This is a genomic window from Methyloversatilis sp. (assembly GCF_051861465.1).
Lineage (GTDB): Bacteria > Pseudomonadota > Gammaproteobacteria > Burkholderiales > Rhodocyclaceae > Methyloversatilis.
Window position 1 is genome coordinate 282,898 of sequence record NZ_JBHYCQ010000001.1, and the last position, 15,225, is coordinate 298,122.

A 15,225-nucleotide genomic window follows, 5' to 3' on the forward strand; every position below is an offset into this window, starting at 1 on the left:
TCAGACCTTTTCGCGCTTCTTCGGCAGCAGCCCGACCTGCTTCTGCGAGAAATCGCGGTAGCGCCGTTGCCATTCGGAGGGCTGGGTCACCTTGGTCACCTCTACGGCGGTCACCTTGTATTCGGGGCAGTTGGTCGCCCAGTCCGAATTGTCCGTGGTGATGACGTTGGCGCCCGACTCGGGAAAGTGGAAGGTCGTGTACACCACCCCCGGCTGCATGCGTTCGGATACGCGGGCACGCAGCACGGTTTCGCCGGCCCGCGAAGTGATGCCCACCCAGTCGCCTTCGTTGATGCCGCGCGTCTCGGCGTCCGCCGGATGGATGTCCAGCCGGTCCTCGTCGTGCCACATCGAATTGGCGGTGCGCCGCGTCTGTGCGCCGACGTTGTATTGCGACAGGATGCGACCGGTGGTCAGTATCAGCGGGAAGCGCTTCGACGCACGCTCTTCGGTCGGCACGTACTCGGTGAGCATGAAGCGACCCTTGCCGCGCACGAATGCGTCGATGTGCATGATGGGCGTGCCGTCCGGCGCCGCTTCGTTGCAGGGCCACTGGATGCTGCCCAGTTCGTCCAGCCGCGCGTAGCTCACGCCATGGAAGGTGGGCGTCAGGCGCGCGATCTCGTCCATGATTTCTGACGGGTGGCTGTAGTCCATCGGATAGCCGAGCGCATTCGACAGCATGCAGGTGATTTCCCAGTCTTCCTTGCCGGCCAGCGGCGGCATCACCTTGCGCACCGGCGAAATGCGCCGTTCGGCGTTGGTGAAGGTGCCGTTCTTTTCGAGGAAGCTGGAGCCGGGCAGGAACACGTGGGCGAACTTGGCGGTTTCGTTCAGGAACAGGTCCTGCACGACCACGCATTCCATCGCGCGCAGCGCGGCTTCGACGTGCTGCGTGTTCGGGTCGGACTGCACGATGTCCTCGCCTTCGCAGTACAGGCCGAGGAAGGTGCCGTCCATCGCCGCCTCGAACATGTTCGGGATGCGCAGACCCGGTTCGGGCTGCGGCTCGACGCCCCAGGCATCCTTGAACAGCGCGCGCGTGGCCGCGTCGGACACATGGCGGTAACCCGGCAGTTCGTGCGGGAAGCTGCCCATGTCGCACGAGCCCTGCACGTTGTTCTGGCCGCGCAGCGGGTTCACGCCCACGCCTTCGCGACCGATGTTGCCGGTGGCCATGGCGAGGTTGGCGATGCCGATCACCGTGGTCGAGCCCTGGCTGTGCTCGGTCACGCCCAGGCCGTAGTAGATGGCGGCGTTGCCGCCGGTGGCGAACAGGCGCGCGGCCGCACGTACGCTGGCCGCCGGCACGCCGGTGTGCGCCTCCATCGCTTCCGGCGAGTTTTCAGGCAGCGCGACGAAATCGCGCCATTGCTCGTAGGAGTGCCATTCGCAGCGCTCGCGCACGAAGTCTTCCTTGACCAGTCCTTCGGTCACGACCACGTGCGCCATGGCGGTGATGAGCGCGACATTGCTGCCCGGCTTGAGCTTCAGATGGTGTTCCGCAGCGACGTGCGGCGAGCGCACGAGATCGATGCTGCGCGGATCGACGACGATGAGCCTGGCACCCTCGCGCAGGCGGCGCTTCATCTGCGAACCGAACACCGGGTGGCCGTCGGTCGGGTTGGCGCCCATCACCATGATGACGTCGGCCTTCATGACGGAATCGAAGGTCTGGGTGCCGGCCGATTCGCCCAGCGTCTGCTTCAGGCCGTAGCCGGTGGGCGAGTGGCACACGCGGGCGCAGGTGTCGACGTTGTTGTTGCCGAAGGCGGCGCGCACGAGCTTCTGCACGAGATAGGTTTCTTCGTTGGTGCAGCGGCTGGACGTGATGCCGCCGACCGAATCGCGACCGTGCGTGGCCTGGATGCGCTTGAATTCCGACGCGGCGTAGGCGATCGCCTCGTCCCAGCTGACCGGCTGCCAGGCGTCTGCGATGTTCTTGCGGATCATCGGCGTCGTAATGCGGTCCGGATGCGTGGCATAGCCGAAGGCGAAGCGGCCCTTGACGCACGAATGGCCGTGGTTGGCGCCGCCGTCCTTGTTCGGCACCATGCGCACGACAGTCGTGCCCTTGACCTCGGCGTCGAACGCGCAGCCGACGCCGCAGTAGGCGCAGGTCGTGGTGACTTTCTTTTCGGCCTGACCGTGCTCGATCACGCCCTTTTCCATCAGCGTCGCGGTCGGGCAGGCCTGTACGCAGGCGCCGCAGGACACGCATTCCGATTCCATGAAGGGCTGGCTTTCGCCCGGGCTCACGCGTGATTCGAACCCGCGGCCGGAAATGGTCAGCGCGAAGGTGCCCTGGGTTTCTTCACAGGCGCGTACGCAGCGGTTGCAGACGATGCATTTCGACGGGTCGTAGCTGAAGTAGGGGTTGGATTCGTCCTTTTCCTTGGTCAGCGCCGACAGCAGGTCGAAGTGGTTCTTTCCTTTCATGCCGTAGCGCACTTCGCGCAGGCCGACCACGCCGGTCATGTCCTGCAGTTCGCAGTTGCCGTTGGCCGAGCAGGTGAGGCAGTCCAGCGGGTGGTCGGAAATGTAGAGCTCCATCACGCCGCGGCGGATGTCGGCCAGCTTGGGTGTCTGCGTGCGCACCTGCATGCCGGCATCGGCAATCGTCGTGCAGGAGGCCGGGTAGCCGCGGCGACCTTCGATCTCCACCAGACACAGGCGGCAGGAACCGAAGGGTTCCAGGCTGTCGGTGGCGCACAGCTTCGGAATGCTGCTGCCGCATTCCTGCGCGGCGCGCATGACGGAAGTGCCGGCGGGCACAGTGACGTCGATGCCGTCGATGGACAGCGTGATTTCCTTTTCGGAGTCGCGGGCGGGCGTGCCGTAATCGGTATTGCGGGGCAGGGACATGGCGGTTCTCCTCTGTTCTGTGCTCAGGCCGCTTCGGTCTTGTCGACGCCGAAGTCTTCCGGGAAATGGTTCAGTGCGGACAGCACCGGGTAGGGCGCCATGCCGCCGAGCGCGCACAGCGAGCCGTTGAGCATGGTGTCGCACAGCGACTGCAGCAGCGCGATGTTCCTGCCCCGGTTGTCGTTGGCGACGATGCGGTCGATCACCTCGACGCCGCGCGTCGAGCCGATGCGACAGGGGGTGCATTTGCCGCAGGATTCGATGGCGCAGAACTCCATCGCGTAGCGCGCCATCTGGGCCATGTCGACCGTGTCGTCGAACACCACGATGCCGCCGTGGCCGATCATCGCCTGGCGCTTCGCGTATTCCTCATAGTCGAGCGGAACGTCGAATTCCGATGCCGGAATGTAGGCGCCGAGCGGGCCGCCGACCTGCACCGCGCGCACCGGGCGGCCACTGAGCGTGCCGCCGCCGAAGTCGTACAGCAGCTCGTTCATGGTGACACCGAAGGCCTTTTCGACCAGGCCGCCGCATTTGATGTTGCCGGCCAGCTGGAAGGGCAGGGTGCCGCGCGAGCGGCCCATGCCGTAATCGCGGTAGTACGCCCCGCCCTTGGCCAGGATGATGGGCACGGAGGCGAGCGAAATGACGTTGTTGATGACGGTCGGCTTGCCGAACAGGCCTTCGAGCGCCGGCAGTGGCGGCTTGAAGCGAACGATGCCGCGCTTGCCCTCCAAGCTTTCCAGCAGCGACGTTTCTTCGCCACAGATGTAGGCGCCGGCGCCCAGCCGCACCTCCAGTTCGAAGGCCTTGCCGGAGTCGCGCACGTTGTCACCCAGCCAGCCGGCGGCGCGTGCACGGCGGATCGCCTCCTTCAGCGTGGCGAAGGCGTGCGGGTATTCGGAGCGCAGATAGATGTAGCCCTGCGTGGCGCCGACCGCAACGCCGGCGATCGTCATGCCCTCGATCAGGCAGTACGGGTCGCCTTCCATGATCATGCGATCGGAGAAGGTGCCGGAGTCGCCTTCGTCGGCATTGCACACGATGTACTTCCGGTCGGCAGTGGCACCGAGCACCGTATTCCACTTGATGCCGGTCGGGAAGGCCGCGCCGCCGCGGCCGCGCAGGCCGGAGTCGGTCACGTCCTTGACGATGTCGGCGCCGCTCATCGCCAGCGCGTTGTCGAGGCCGACAAAGCCGCCGTGGTCGATATAGTCGTCCAGGCTCAGCGGGTCGGTGAGGCCGATGCGGGCGCTGGTCAGCCGCTCCTGGTTCTTCAGGTACGGAATGTCGTCGGTCAGACCGAGCGACAAAGCGTGCGCGCCGCCAGTCGTGAAGCCGGCATCGAACAGCGCAGCCACGTCGGTGGTGTGCACCGGGCCGTAGGCCATGCGGCCGGCCGGCGTCTGCACCTCCACCATGGGTTCGAGCCAGAAGGCGCCGCGCGAGCCATTGCGTACCAGATCGATGCCGATGCCGCGCTTCGCCGCCTCGGCGGCGATGGACTTCGCCACCTTTTCGGCGCCCAGCGACAGCGCGGTGGAATCGATGGGGACGTAGATGCGGGTCGTCATGCTGTCGCCTCCGAGCGCAGTTCAGCGATGACTTCGTCGAAGCGCGCCGGCGTGACGCGGCCGACGATGTCGTCATCCACGCGCAGTGACGGGCCGACCGCACAGTTGCCGAGGCAGTACACCGCCTCCAGCGTCACCGCGCCGTCGGCGGTGGTGTCGTGAAAGTCGATGCCGAGACACTTCTTCGCGTGCGCCTCCAGCGCCACGGCGCCCACCGCCTGACAGGCTTCCGCGCGGCAGATCTGCACCACATGGCGGCCGGGCGGGTGTTGCCGGAAGTGGTGATAGAAGGTGATTACGCCATGCACTTCGGCGCGTGACAGATTCAGTCCCTGCGCGATGACCGGGACGGCGCTGTCGGGCACATGACCGAACTCGTCCTGAATGGCATGCAGCATCGGCAGCAGCGCGCCGGGCAGGTCACGATGTTGTTCGACCAGCGATTCGAGCCGCGTGTCGGCCGCCTGAGTGGGGCTTGGCATGGTGGTGTCTCCTGCTGTATCCCGAGTCCCTTTTTAAATTGGAACTCGTGTTCATAATTGCCAATCAGCCACCATCGAGGTCAAATAATGGCTACCGGCAAAGGTTAGCAGCCGGTATTTCTTTTAACGATATGAAAATAAATGCCTAACATGCGTATCCAGATCGAACCGGCGTGGCGCTTCCGCAATGCAGAAGGACGTGAAATCGATCCCTTGCTGTTCCGCGTGCTGGCCGCCGTGCAACGCAGCGGCAAGCTCACCGAGGCAGCGCGCGATGTCGGGTTTTCCTACCGTCATTGCTGGAACCTGATCCGGACCTGGTCGGCGTTCTTCGGCACACCGCTGGTCGAACTGTCGCAAGGCAAGGGCGCGGAGCTGACGCCGCTGGGCGAGAAGCTCACCTGGGCGGCGCAGCGCATCCAGGCGCGTCTGACGCCGCAGCTGGAAAACCTGTCGGTCGAGATCGACCGCGAAATCAACGCCGCACTGATGGATACGCATCCGGTGCTGCGCCTGCACGCCAGCCACGGCTATGCGATTGCGCTGATGCCCGAGCTGATCCAGCGCGTTGCCGGCGTGCGGCTGGAATTGCAGTATCTGGGGTCGGTTGACGCGCTGGCGTCAATGTCGCGCGGCAGCTGCGACCTGTGTGGTTTTCACCTGCCGAGCGGCCGGGTCACACCGGAACTGGCGGCGCGACTCGGGCGATATCTGAAGCCGCGCGTACATCGTGTGATCCGGCTGGTCACGCGCACGCAGGGGCTGTTCGTCGTCGCCGGCAACCCGCTGAACATCAGGTCGCTGCAGGACCTGGTCCGGCTTGACGTGCGCTTCATCAACCGCCAGGCGAGTGCCGGCACGCGCCTGCTTTTCGACCTGCTGCTGGCCGAGCAGTCGCTGGACACGGACCGGATCAGCGGTTACGAAACGGTGGAATTCACGCATGCCGCGGTGGCCGCCCACGTCGCAAGCGGCATGGCGGATACGGGTTTCGGCGTCGAAGCGGCCGCCACCCAGTTCAGGCTTGATTTCGTGCCTCTGGCGCAGGAACAGTACTTCCTCGCCTGCCGCGTCGAAACCCTCGAGCTGCCGTCGATGCAGCGCATGCTCGACGCGCTGCGTTCGCCCGACTTCGCTGCTGCAGTCGCCGGTCTTCCCGGCTATGCCCTCAATTCGCCGGGCGACGTGATGTCAGTGGCCGAAGCGTTGCACTGACGCGCCGCGAAAAAATCGAGTGGGGGCGCCGGTTGCAGGGGCGGGCTTTCCCGGTCAGGTTGCGGAGGACAGGCGCCCGCGGAAACCGCAGTGATCGAATGGATCGGCGGAGACGGGACGATCGCGAGCGGAATGGCGGGCGATCACGAGCGAGCAGGGCGTGCCGCGGTTTGTCCAGGGTGGTGTTGGGCATCGCTGCGCTCACCCCAACCTACGGTGTGGATGGGTGGCGGCGGCACGACGATGAACCGGACGGCGGATGTCAGCCGGGTTGTGCGGGGCGCTGCGGACTGATGGGGTGGCGTTGGGCGTCGCCGTTGGCTCACCCCAACCTACGGCGAGTGTCGTCGGTTGGGGTGAGCGCAGCGATGCCCAACGCAAACGACGGTACTGCGGCCATCTTCATGGCGCGGTACCGTCGCGGGTCGGAAGCTTTGGCGGTGTTCCGCCGCCCGGTCAGCCTCGGCGCATGGCGTCGAAGAACTCGCCGTTGCTCTTCGTGGCCTTGATCTTGTCGAGCAGGAATTCGATCGCTTCCAGATCGTCCATGTTGTACAGCAGTTTGCGCAGGATCCAGATCTTCTGCAGGATTTCCGGCTTCAGCAGCAACTCTTCGCGGCGCGTGCCCGAGCGGTTCACGTTGATTGCCGGATAGACGCGCTTTTCCGCCATGCGCCGGTCAAGATGGATTTCCATGTTGCCGGTGCCCTTGAATTCCTCGTAGATCACGTCGTCCATGCGGCTGCCGGTTTCGATCAGCGCGGTGGCGATGATGGTCAGGCTTCCGCCTTCCTCGACATTGCGCGCGGCGCCGAAAAAACGCTTCGGCTTCTGCAGCGCATTGGCGTCCACACCGCCGGTCAGCACCTTGCCCGACGCCGGCTGCACGGTGTTGTAGGCGCGGGCGAGGCGGGTGATGGAATCGAGCAGGATGATCACGTCTTTCTTGTGCTCGACCAGGCGCTTGGCCTTCTCGATCACCATTTCGGCCACCTGCACGTGGCGGGTGGCCGGTTCGTCGAAGGTCGAAGCCACCACTTCGCCCTTTACCGAACGCTGCATTTCGGTCACTTCTTCCGGCCGCTCGTCGATCAGCAGCACGATGAGCATGGCTTCCGGATGGTTCGCGGTGATGGCGTGCGCGATGTGCTGCATCATCACCGTCTTGCCGGTCTTCGGCGGCGCGACGAGCAGGCCGCGCTGGCCCTTGCCGATCGGCGCGATCATGTCGATCACGCGCGAGGTCGTGTTTTCCTCGCCGCGCATGTCGCGCTCGAGCACCAGCGTTTCGGTCGGGTGCAGCGGCGTCAGGTTTTCGAACAGGATCTTGTGCTTGGTCGCTTCCGGCGGCTCGCTGTTGACGCGATCGACCTTGACCAGCGCGAAGTAGCGTTCCCCGTCCTTCGGCGTCCTGATTTCGCCTTCGATGGTGTCGCCGGTGTGCAGGTTGAAGCGACGGATCTGGCTGGGCGATACATAAATATCGTCGGTGCCGGCCAGGTAGCTTGCTTCAGGCGAGCGCAGGAAGCCGAAACCGTCCGGCAGCACTTCAAGCGCGCCATCACCGAAAATGCTTTCGCCCTTTTTCGCGCGGTTGCGCAGGATGGCGAAGACCAGTTCCTGTTTTCGCAGCCGGTTCGCGCCTTCGATCTCGAAGGACTGGGCCATTTCGAGCAACTGGCTGACGTGAAGTGCTTTCAGTTCGGAAAGATGCATGGTGACGGGGTCTGTGCGGCGTGCGGGGGTGGGGAGGCGGAGCCAGGAACCGGCTCCGGCGGGCGGGGTGCGCGAAGCACCCGTCGCCGTGGAAAAATGATCAGAGGTGGCTGTCGAGGAATGCGGTCAGTTGCGACTTCGACAGGGCGCCGACTTTCGTGGCTTCGACATTGCCGTCCTTGAACAGCATCAGCGTCGGAATGCCGCGAATCCCGAAGCGCGCCGGGGTGTCCTGGTTCTCGTCGATATTCACCTTGGCCACGCGCAGCTTGCCGGCGTAGTCACGCGCCACCTCGTCGAGGATGGGGGCGATCATCTTGCACGGACCGCACCATTCGGCCCAGTAGTCGACCAGCACGGGCAGATCGGCTTTGACCACTTCGGCTTCGAAGCTGGCATCGGTGACGTGGTGGATGTGTTCGCTCATCGTTTCCTCGTGGGGCTTGACTTGGGAGAGACCTGGAATGCCGGATCGTTTCTTGGATCGGGGTATATCGGTCGGATATACCGTCGAAAACCGGATGTGGGCTGGGCGCTGTTGTTTGCCGGGCTGGATGCCTGACGCGTACTGCGCAGGCCGGGAGTTCTTGAGCAGGTGTGTGCGGGGATTGCGGGCCACCGCGGCAGGCACGGGGCAAATCACTCTGGCAGCGCGCTGACCGCACACCTGCGCGATCGCGTTTGTTACGCTGTTTTCGCGCTGTTTCCATGATGCTAATACAAAAAACACCGAGTTGCGCAGAGTGATGGAGGTACGTCCGACAAAAATTCATGTCGGCATGCCTCCGCTGCACGACGCACGGAACGGCTTTGCCACGGGCCGCGGTGATAAAATCCACGCCGTTTTCCGGACTGTCATCGTCCCGAGATTCCGATCAAACCACCCCGTGGTTCGCCTGCTGTCGGGCAATGCGACCACCGCACGGAGAAATCATGACTTACGTCGTCACCGAATCCTGTATCAAGTGCAAGTACACCGACTGCGTCGATGTGTGCCCGGTCGATTGCTTTCGCGAAGGCCCGAATTTCCTGGTGATCGACCCCGATGAGTGCATCGACTGCACCCTGTGCGTGGCCGAATGTCCGGCCGAAGCCATTTTCGCCGAGGACGACGTGCCGTCCGACCAGATCCATTTCATCAAGCTGAACGCCGAACTGTCCGCTGAATGGCCTGCCATCATCGAACGCAAGGAAGCGCCGGCCGATGCCGACGAATGGGTCAAGGTGAAGGACAAGCTCGGCATGCTGGAACGCTGAGCACGCCGCCGCCCGCCGGCCGCCGCAGTTCGCGTCCTTGCGCATGAACGCGGCGGGCTTCGAAACCCTGCGCTTGCCGGCCGATGGCGCGCTGTTCGCCCGGCTCGCGCGCCGTCTGATCGATCGCCATGGCGATGCGCTCGCCGACTGCGACCTGCTGATTCCCGTCATGGCGCATGCGCCGGCGCTGCGCGGTGCGCTGGTGGCCGAAGCCGGACACGCGCTGTTCATGCCGCGCATGCTCACGCCGTCGTTGCTGGCGGCGCGCTGGATGGGCGATGCAGCGGTCGATCCCCACCCCCGCCGTCTGCTGCGTCTGGTGGCGCAACTGCGCCAGCAGGCCTGGCTGGGCGAGGCCGATCCGTGGTCGGCGGCGCAGGAACTGCTCGAACTGGCCGATGCGCTGGCCGCATTGCCGGCGCTGCCGGATGAAGACGCCCTGCAACAGGGCTTCGAACGCGCCCACGGCTTGACCGACAGCGCCGCGCTGTCGCTGGAAGCGCGTCTGGTGCACGCGGTATGGCACAGCGACTGCACCGGAACGCCCGGGCACGCGCGTGCCGTCACCCAGGCGTTGATGCGCGCCGCCGGTGCGGCACGCCGTCCGCTCATCCATCTTTCTGCAGTGGAAGAGCCACCGCCCGCATGGCTTGAAGTGCATGCCGCGCGCGTGCCGGTGCTCCATGTGCAGGCAACGCGCGCGCTGGCCGATACATCGGTGGCCCGCGTGCTGCACGCCGCCTGGCCTGCCGGCTTGCTGCCCGGTTCGGCACCCTTTTCGGTACCCTTTTCGGTACCCTTTTCGACGCCCGCCCCATCGCGGGATGACGCGCTCGAACTGGCCGGGCGCGTGCGCCTCGTCGGCGCGCAGTCGCTCGAGCAGGAGGCGCAATGTGCCGCGTCCTGCATTGCCGGATGGCTGGCGGAGGGGCGGCGCGCCATCGCGCTGGTTGCGCTCGATCGCGAGGCGGCGCGGCGCGCCCGCGCGCTGCTCGAACGCCGGCAGGTTCTGCTGGCCGATGAAACCGGCTGGAAGCTGTCGACCACGCGCGCGGCGGCCACGGTAGACGCCCTGCTGCAATGCTTTGCGTCCGACGGCTATCACCGCGACCTGCTCGATCTGCTGCGTTCGCCGCATGTAGCCGGTACGCTCGATCGCGATGCGCACGCGCAGGCCATTGCCGTCATCGACGACTGGGTGGTCAGGCGCAACCATGTCGATGGCCTGCACGCGTTGCTCACCGATGCCGGCCGCGAATTTGCAGGCCGCCCGGCCGGCCGCCTGATCGACGCGCTGTCGCAGGCCTTTGCGCTGATGCCCACCCACAACGCACCGGCCAGTTTCCGGGTCGAACGCCTGCTGGCAGCGCTCGATGCATTGGGCGCACGCGCTGCGCTGGCGCTGGACGCGGCGGGTGCGCAGGTGGTCAATCTGCTGGAGCAGTTGCGTGCCGACAGCAGCGGCGTGGCACTCGACCTGCCCTTCGCCGACTGGCGCAAGTGGCTCAACAGCGAGTTCGAGCAGGCGCTGTTCCGCGACAGCGCCATCGACAGCCCGGTGGTGCTGACGCCACTGACGGCGACCCGCCTGCGCCGTTTCGACGCCGTGTATGTGATCGGCGCCGACAGCCGGCACCTCGCGCCGGCGCGCCTGCGCGGCGCGCTCGGCCACGAAGGGCTGCGACGCGAACTCGGGCTGCCGGATTCGCAGGTCGCCGCCCGGCAGTTGCGCGACGATCTGGCCGGCCTGATCGCCTGCAGCGACGAAACCGTGTTCAGCTGGCAGACGCAGCGCAACGGTGAAGCGAACCTGCCCGGCGTGGATCTGCAGCGCCTCGATCTGGTGCTGCAGCGCGCGGGTCTGCCGTCGGCCGTACGTGCCGCGCCAGCGCTCGCCGATCTGCCGGCGCTGCCTGCCCTGGCGGTGTCCAGCACGCCGGTGCTCGACCCGGGACGCGTGCCGTCGCGGCTCACGGCGAGCGCTCTGGCCGACCTGATCGCCTGTCCCTATCGTTACTACGCCCGTCACGTACTTGGCCTGGGTGTCGGCGACGAGGTCGAGGATGCCATGGGCAAGGGCAGCGTCGGTGAGCTGGTGCATCGCGTGCTGCACGATTTTCATGTCGCTCACCCGCGACTGGGGGATGCCGCGCCGCCCGCACTGGCCGATGCCCTGCGCGCGCAGATTGCCGCCGCCTTCGATGGCGCCATTGCGCGCAACTTCCAGGAGCATGCGTGGGCCGATCGCCTGCACGATCGCGCCGATGCCTACGTCGCCTGGGCCGTGCGGCGTGAAGCCGACGGCTGGCTGTTCGACAGCGGCGAAGCCCGGCGTGCGCGCCTGCTCGACCTGCCGGATGGCGCTGCGCTGTCGCTCGAAGGGCGCATCGACCGTATCGACCGCAATGCAGAGGGCGACGTTGCGCTGCTCGACTACAAGCTGCGCAGCGCCGAGCGCGTACGCAAGACGCTTCAGGCCGATGACGTGCAACTGGCGTTCTACACGCTGCTTGAAGGCGGCGCCGTCAGCGAGGCGGCCTATCTGGCGCTGGAAGAGGAGGCGCCGGTCGCGTTGCTTCAGGACGATCCGCCGGCTGCCGCGCGGGCGCTGCAGGCGCTGGTGACCGAACTGTTTCCGGCGCTGCGCGACGGCGCCGGCCTGCCGGCACACGGCGACGAGGCGGCCTGCCGGCATTGCGACATGCGCGGCCTGTGCCGCAAGGACTGGCTGTCATGAGTCGCGACGACGATCTGCGCGCACTCGACCCGGCACGCAGCGTCGTGGTCGAGGCGTGCGCCGGCAGCGGCAAGACCTGGACGCTGGTATCGCGACTGATCCGCCTGCTGCTGGCCGGTGCGCAGCCGGGCGACATTCTCGCCATCACCTACACACGCAAGGCGGCGCGCGAGATCGAGGAGCGTCTGCAGCACTGGCTGGCGGAACTGGCCGTGGCCGACGATGAGCGGGTGGGCGCCTTTCTCGCCGAGCGCGGGCTGGACGCGCAGCGCGACCTGACGCTGATCGCGCGGGCGCGGGCGCTGTTCGAGCAGGTTGCCGACGCGCGGCCCGGGCTGACGGTGAACACCTTCCACGGCTGGTTTTCGTCACTGCTCGGCGCCGCGCCGCTGAACAGCGGTCTGCGCGGCCTGCAGCTGTCGGAGCGCACGGGGCAGTTGCGCGATCAGGCTTGGGCCGCGCTGATGCGCCGCGCCGGGCGCGCGCCGCAGGGCGAACTGGCGCTCGCGCTGCGCAGCCTGCTGGGCCCGTGCGGGGTGGCGGGTACGAAGACGCTCGCCGGCGCGCTGGTCGATCGCCGCGCCGAGTGGGAAGCCTGGCTCGCGGCGCATGGCGGGCTGGCCGGCGTCTTTGCGCATCTCGAATCCTTCTTCGGTGCCGATCGACCAGCGCCTGACGTCGTGCTGTCCGCAGATGCGGTGTTCCGCCGCGATGCGTCTGAACTGGCGCGAATCCTTGGTCAAGGCGGAAAGAAGCTGCAGCAGATGGCGACTGCACTTGAACAGGCGCTCTCGTGTGATGAGCCGCCGGCGTTCTTTGCGCGCGCGCGGGCGGCCCTGCTGACCGGCAAGGACGAACCTCGCGCCTGCACCGTGGACAAGACCCTGGCCGCAACGGGCCAGGGGGAACGGGCGCTGGTACTGTTCGACTGCTGTTCCGCCGCCGTGCTGCGAGTGCTCGGCGCCCTGAGCGATCGCGCCGCGTGGGACCTTAACCGGCACGCGCTGACCGTCGCCTCTGCGATGCTCGACGCCTACGATCGCATCAAGCAGAACGCCGGCGTGCTCGACTTCGGTGATCTCGAATGGCATGCCGCGCGGTTGCTGTCGGACGCGCAGACCGGCCCCTTCGTGCAGGCGCGTCTGGACGCGCGCTACCGTCACCTGCTGCTGGACGAATTCCAGGACACCAATCCGCTGCAGTGGCAGGTGCTGATGCACTGGCTCGACGCCTACGCGCCGGCTCAGGTGCAGCCGGTGGTGTTCGTGGTCGGCGATCCGAAACAGTCGATCTACCGCTTCCGGCGCGCCGATCCGCGCATCTTCACCCATGCGGCCACGGTGTTCGAACAGCGCTTCGGCGCCCTCCGCCTGCAGCGCAACGAAACCCGGCGCAGCAGCCCGGCCGTGATGAGCGTGGTCAACGCCGTGTTCGGCGACATGGACGTGTTCGAGGGCTTTGCGCCGCACAGCACGACCCGGACCGATCTGCCCGGCCGGGTCGAAGTGCTGCCGGCGTTCGGGCACGAGGCGGCCGCCGAGCCCGCAGCCGCCGACAGTCAGACCGTCGCAGGCGGTCTGCGCAATCCGCTGCGCCAGCCGAGGCTGGCGATCGAGGACAGCCGCCGCAAGCGCGAGGCCGATGCGCTGTGCACGAGGCTGAAGGACATGGTCGGGCGGTTCGCGGTGCGCGATGCGCACACCGGTGCCACCCGTGCGGCGCGTTATGGCGACATGATGATCCTGCTGCGCCGGCGTACCGGGCTGGCGGTGTACGAGGCAGCCCTGCGCGCCCACGGCATTCCCTACTTCGGTGCCAGCCGCGGCCGCCTGCTCGATACGCTCGAAGCGTCCGATCTGCTTGCGCTGCTGCGCTTTCTCGCCGCACCGGCCGATGCGCTGTCGCTCGCCCACGTGTTGCGCAGCCCGCTGTTCGCGTTCGACGACGCGCAGTTGCTCGATCTGACCGGCGACGGCGCCGCAAGTCTGTGGCCGACGCTGCGCGCGCGACGCGCCGACAGCGATCCGGCGTATGTACGCGCGGCCGCGCTGCTGGAGGGCTGGCTCGACGCGGCGACCCGCCTGCCGGTGCATGATCTGCTGGATCGCGTATTCGACCAGGGCGCGCTGATGCCGCGTTACGCCGCCAGCGTCGACGCGATGGCCTGGCCGGGCGTGCGCGCCAATCTCGAAGCCTTCATCGAACTGGCGCTCAAGGTCGACAGCGGCCGCTATCCCAGCCTGCCGCGCTTCATCGACGAGCTGACACGCCTGCGCAACGAAGACGACGAAGCGCCGGACGAAGGCCTCATCCTCGGTGAAGACCCTTCGCGCGGCAGGGTGCGCGTACTCACCATCCACGCGGCCAAGGGGCTGGAGGCGCCTATTGTCTGGCTGGCGGACGCGGTGGCGCGGCCGCGCACCGACAGCGGCGCGCGCGTGCTGCTGGCCTGGCCTCCCGGTGAAGCGGCGCCCGGCCATCTTTCCTTGCTGCAGAAGAAGGACAATCAGGGCCATGCCCGCGCCGCCTTCATCGAGGCCGAAGCACGCGCTGCGGCACGCGAGGACGCGAACCTGCTGTACGTCGCGCTGACCCGCGCACGACAAGTGCTGTATGTCAGTGGTGTCAGTCCTGCCAAGGGCAGCAGCGCCGGCAGCTGGCTCGACCGGGTCACCGCTGCGCTGGGCGGCTGCGTCGATGCAGTCCCGACCGACGGCGGCGGCATGCGGCTCGAACATGGTGTACTTGGCGACTGCGTGGACGACGCACCCGATGACCCGGTGGTCCCGGTTGTGATGGCCGATGCGTCCATACTGCCCGCCATCGGCGAACGACGTCCGCTGGTCGCGCTCGACGCCGTTCAGCTGTGGGGCGTGGGACTGCACAGCTGGCTGGAGGCGCTGGCGGGCGGCGAGCCATCGCCCGCGCGGCCGGCCGGTCTCGATGCCGGGCAGTGGCGCGATCTGGAAGGGATCGCGCGCCGCCTCGTGGCCAGTGACGCGCTGCAGCGCTTCTTCGATCCGGCGCAGCATCGCTGGTCGGCGAACGAACTTGAATTCGTGCTGCCCGACGGCAAACCGGGCCGGATCGACCGTCTGGTTGAGTTTGAAGACGACATCTGGATACTGGATTACAAGAGCGGGCAGGGCGATCGTTTTGCCGAGTCCTACACGGCGCAGCTGGCCGGCTATGCCGAGGCGGTGGCGGCGATCCGGCCCGGCAAGGCGGTGCATGCGGCACTGATCCGGCCGGACGGTGCGCTCGACGTGCGCTTCTGAGCGCCACCAAAACTTTGCGCTGCTGGCTGTTTTGACTACCATCTGCGATATTCAACCGCGGTGTGCGTTTCACGCATGCGCAGCAAGAAGAGGTGCCCGTC

The 15,225-nt window shown here is 66.7% G+C and carries 9 protein-coding genes; 4 read left to right on the top strand and 5 right to left on the bottom strand.

All coding sequences use genetic code 11. From position 1 onward, the window contains the following. From fdhF to ACTIFF_RS01305, 3 genes are read right to left on the bottom strand one after another with little or no spacing between them, the layout of a single operon-like run. Positions 1 to 2,865, bottom strand: a complete 2,865-nt coding sequence (gene fdhF, locus ACTIFF_RS01295) for a formate dehydrogenase subunit alpha (RefSeq protein WP_439535188.1) — start codon at positions 2,863 to 2,865, stop codon at positions 1 to 3. 23 nt (positions 2,866 to 2,888) lie between these two features. Beyond that, the gene (locus tag ACTIFF_RS01300; protein WP_439535189.1) at positions 2,889 to 4,439 is read right to left on the bottom strand and encodes a formate dehydrogenase beta subunit; all 1,551 of its coding nucleotides are present in this window, start codon (positions 4,437 to 4,439) and stop codon (positions 2,889 to 2,891) included. Further along, complete coding sequence (locus ACTIFF_RS01305; RefSeq protein ID WP_439535190.1) at positions 4,436 to 4,921, bottom strand: formate dehydrogenase subunit gamma; 486 nt, start codon at positions 4,919 to 4,921, stop codon at positions 4,436 to 4,438. Before ACTIFF_RS01305 ends, ACTIFF_RS01300 begins: the two co-directional genes overlap by 4 nt. 141 nt (positions 4,922 to 5,062) lie before the next feature. Here ACTIFF_RS01305 and ACTIFF_RS01310 point away from each other — a divergent pair, with 141 nt between their 5' ends. Next, a complete protein-coding gene (locus tag ACTIFF_RS01310; RefSeq protein WP_439535191.1) occupies positions 5,063 to 6,136 on the top strand; it encodes a substrate-binding domain-containing protein in 1,074 nt (357 codons plus the stop codon). Between the two features lie 456 nt (positions 6,137 to 6,592). On the opposite strand, the gene rho is transcribed toward ACTIFF_RS01310, so the two are convergent. Together rho and trxA are read right to left on the bottom strand one after the other, a co-directional pair. Next, positions 6,593 to 7,852 carry a transcription termination factor Rho gene (gene rho / locus ACTIFF_RS01315; protein WP_069039506.1) on the bottom strand — a complete coding sequence of 420 codons (1,260 nt, stop codon included), beginning with the start codon at positions 7,850 to 7,852 and terminating at the stop codon, positions 6,593 to 6,595. A gap of 100 nt (positions 7,853 to 7,952) precedes the next feature. Continuing rightward, the gene (trxA, locus tag ACTIFF_RS01320; protein ID WP_069039507.1) at positions 7,953 to 8,279 is read right to left on the bottom strand and encodes a thioredoxin TrxA; all 327 of its coding nucleotides are present in this window, start codon (positions 8,277 to 8,279) and stop codon (positions 7,953 to 7,955) included. Positions 8,280 to 8,785: 506 nt separating this feature from the next. Here trxA and fdxA point away from each other — a divergent pair. The 3 genes from fdxA to ACTIFF_RS01335 are packed head-to-tail and all read left to right on the top strand — an operon-like array spanning position 8,786 to position 15,124. Next, on the top strand, positions 8,786 to 9,109 hold the full coding sequence (fdxA, locus tag ACTIFF_RS01325; RefSeq protein ID WP_069040667.1) for a ferredoxin FdxA: 324 nt from the start codon (positions 8,786 to 8,788) through the stop codon (positions 9,107 to 9,109). Between the two features lie 43 nt (positions 9,110 to 9,152). Continuing rightward, entirely contained in the window at positions 9,153 to 11,846 is a 2,694-nt protein-coding gene (locus ACTIFF_RS01330) for a PD-(D/E)XK nuclease family protein (RefSeq protein WP_439535364.1), read from the top strand. Next, entirely contained in the window at positions 11,843 to 15,124 is a 3,282-nt protein-coding gene (locus ACTIFF_RS01335; RefSeq protein WP_439535192.1) for a UvrD-helicase domain-containing protein, read from the top strand. Before ACTIFF_RS01330 ends, ACTIFF_RS01335 begins: the two co-directional genes overlap by 4 nt. The last annotated feature ends 101 nt before the right edge of the window (positions 15,125 to 15,225 follow it).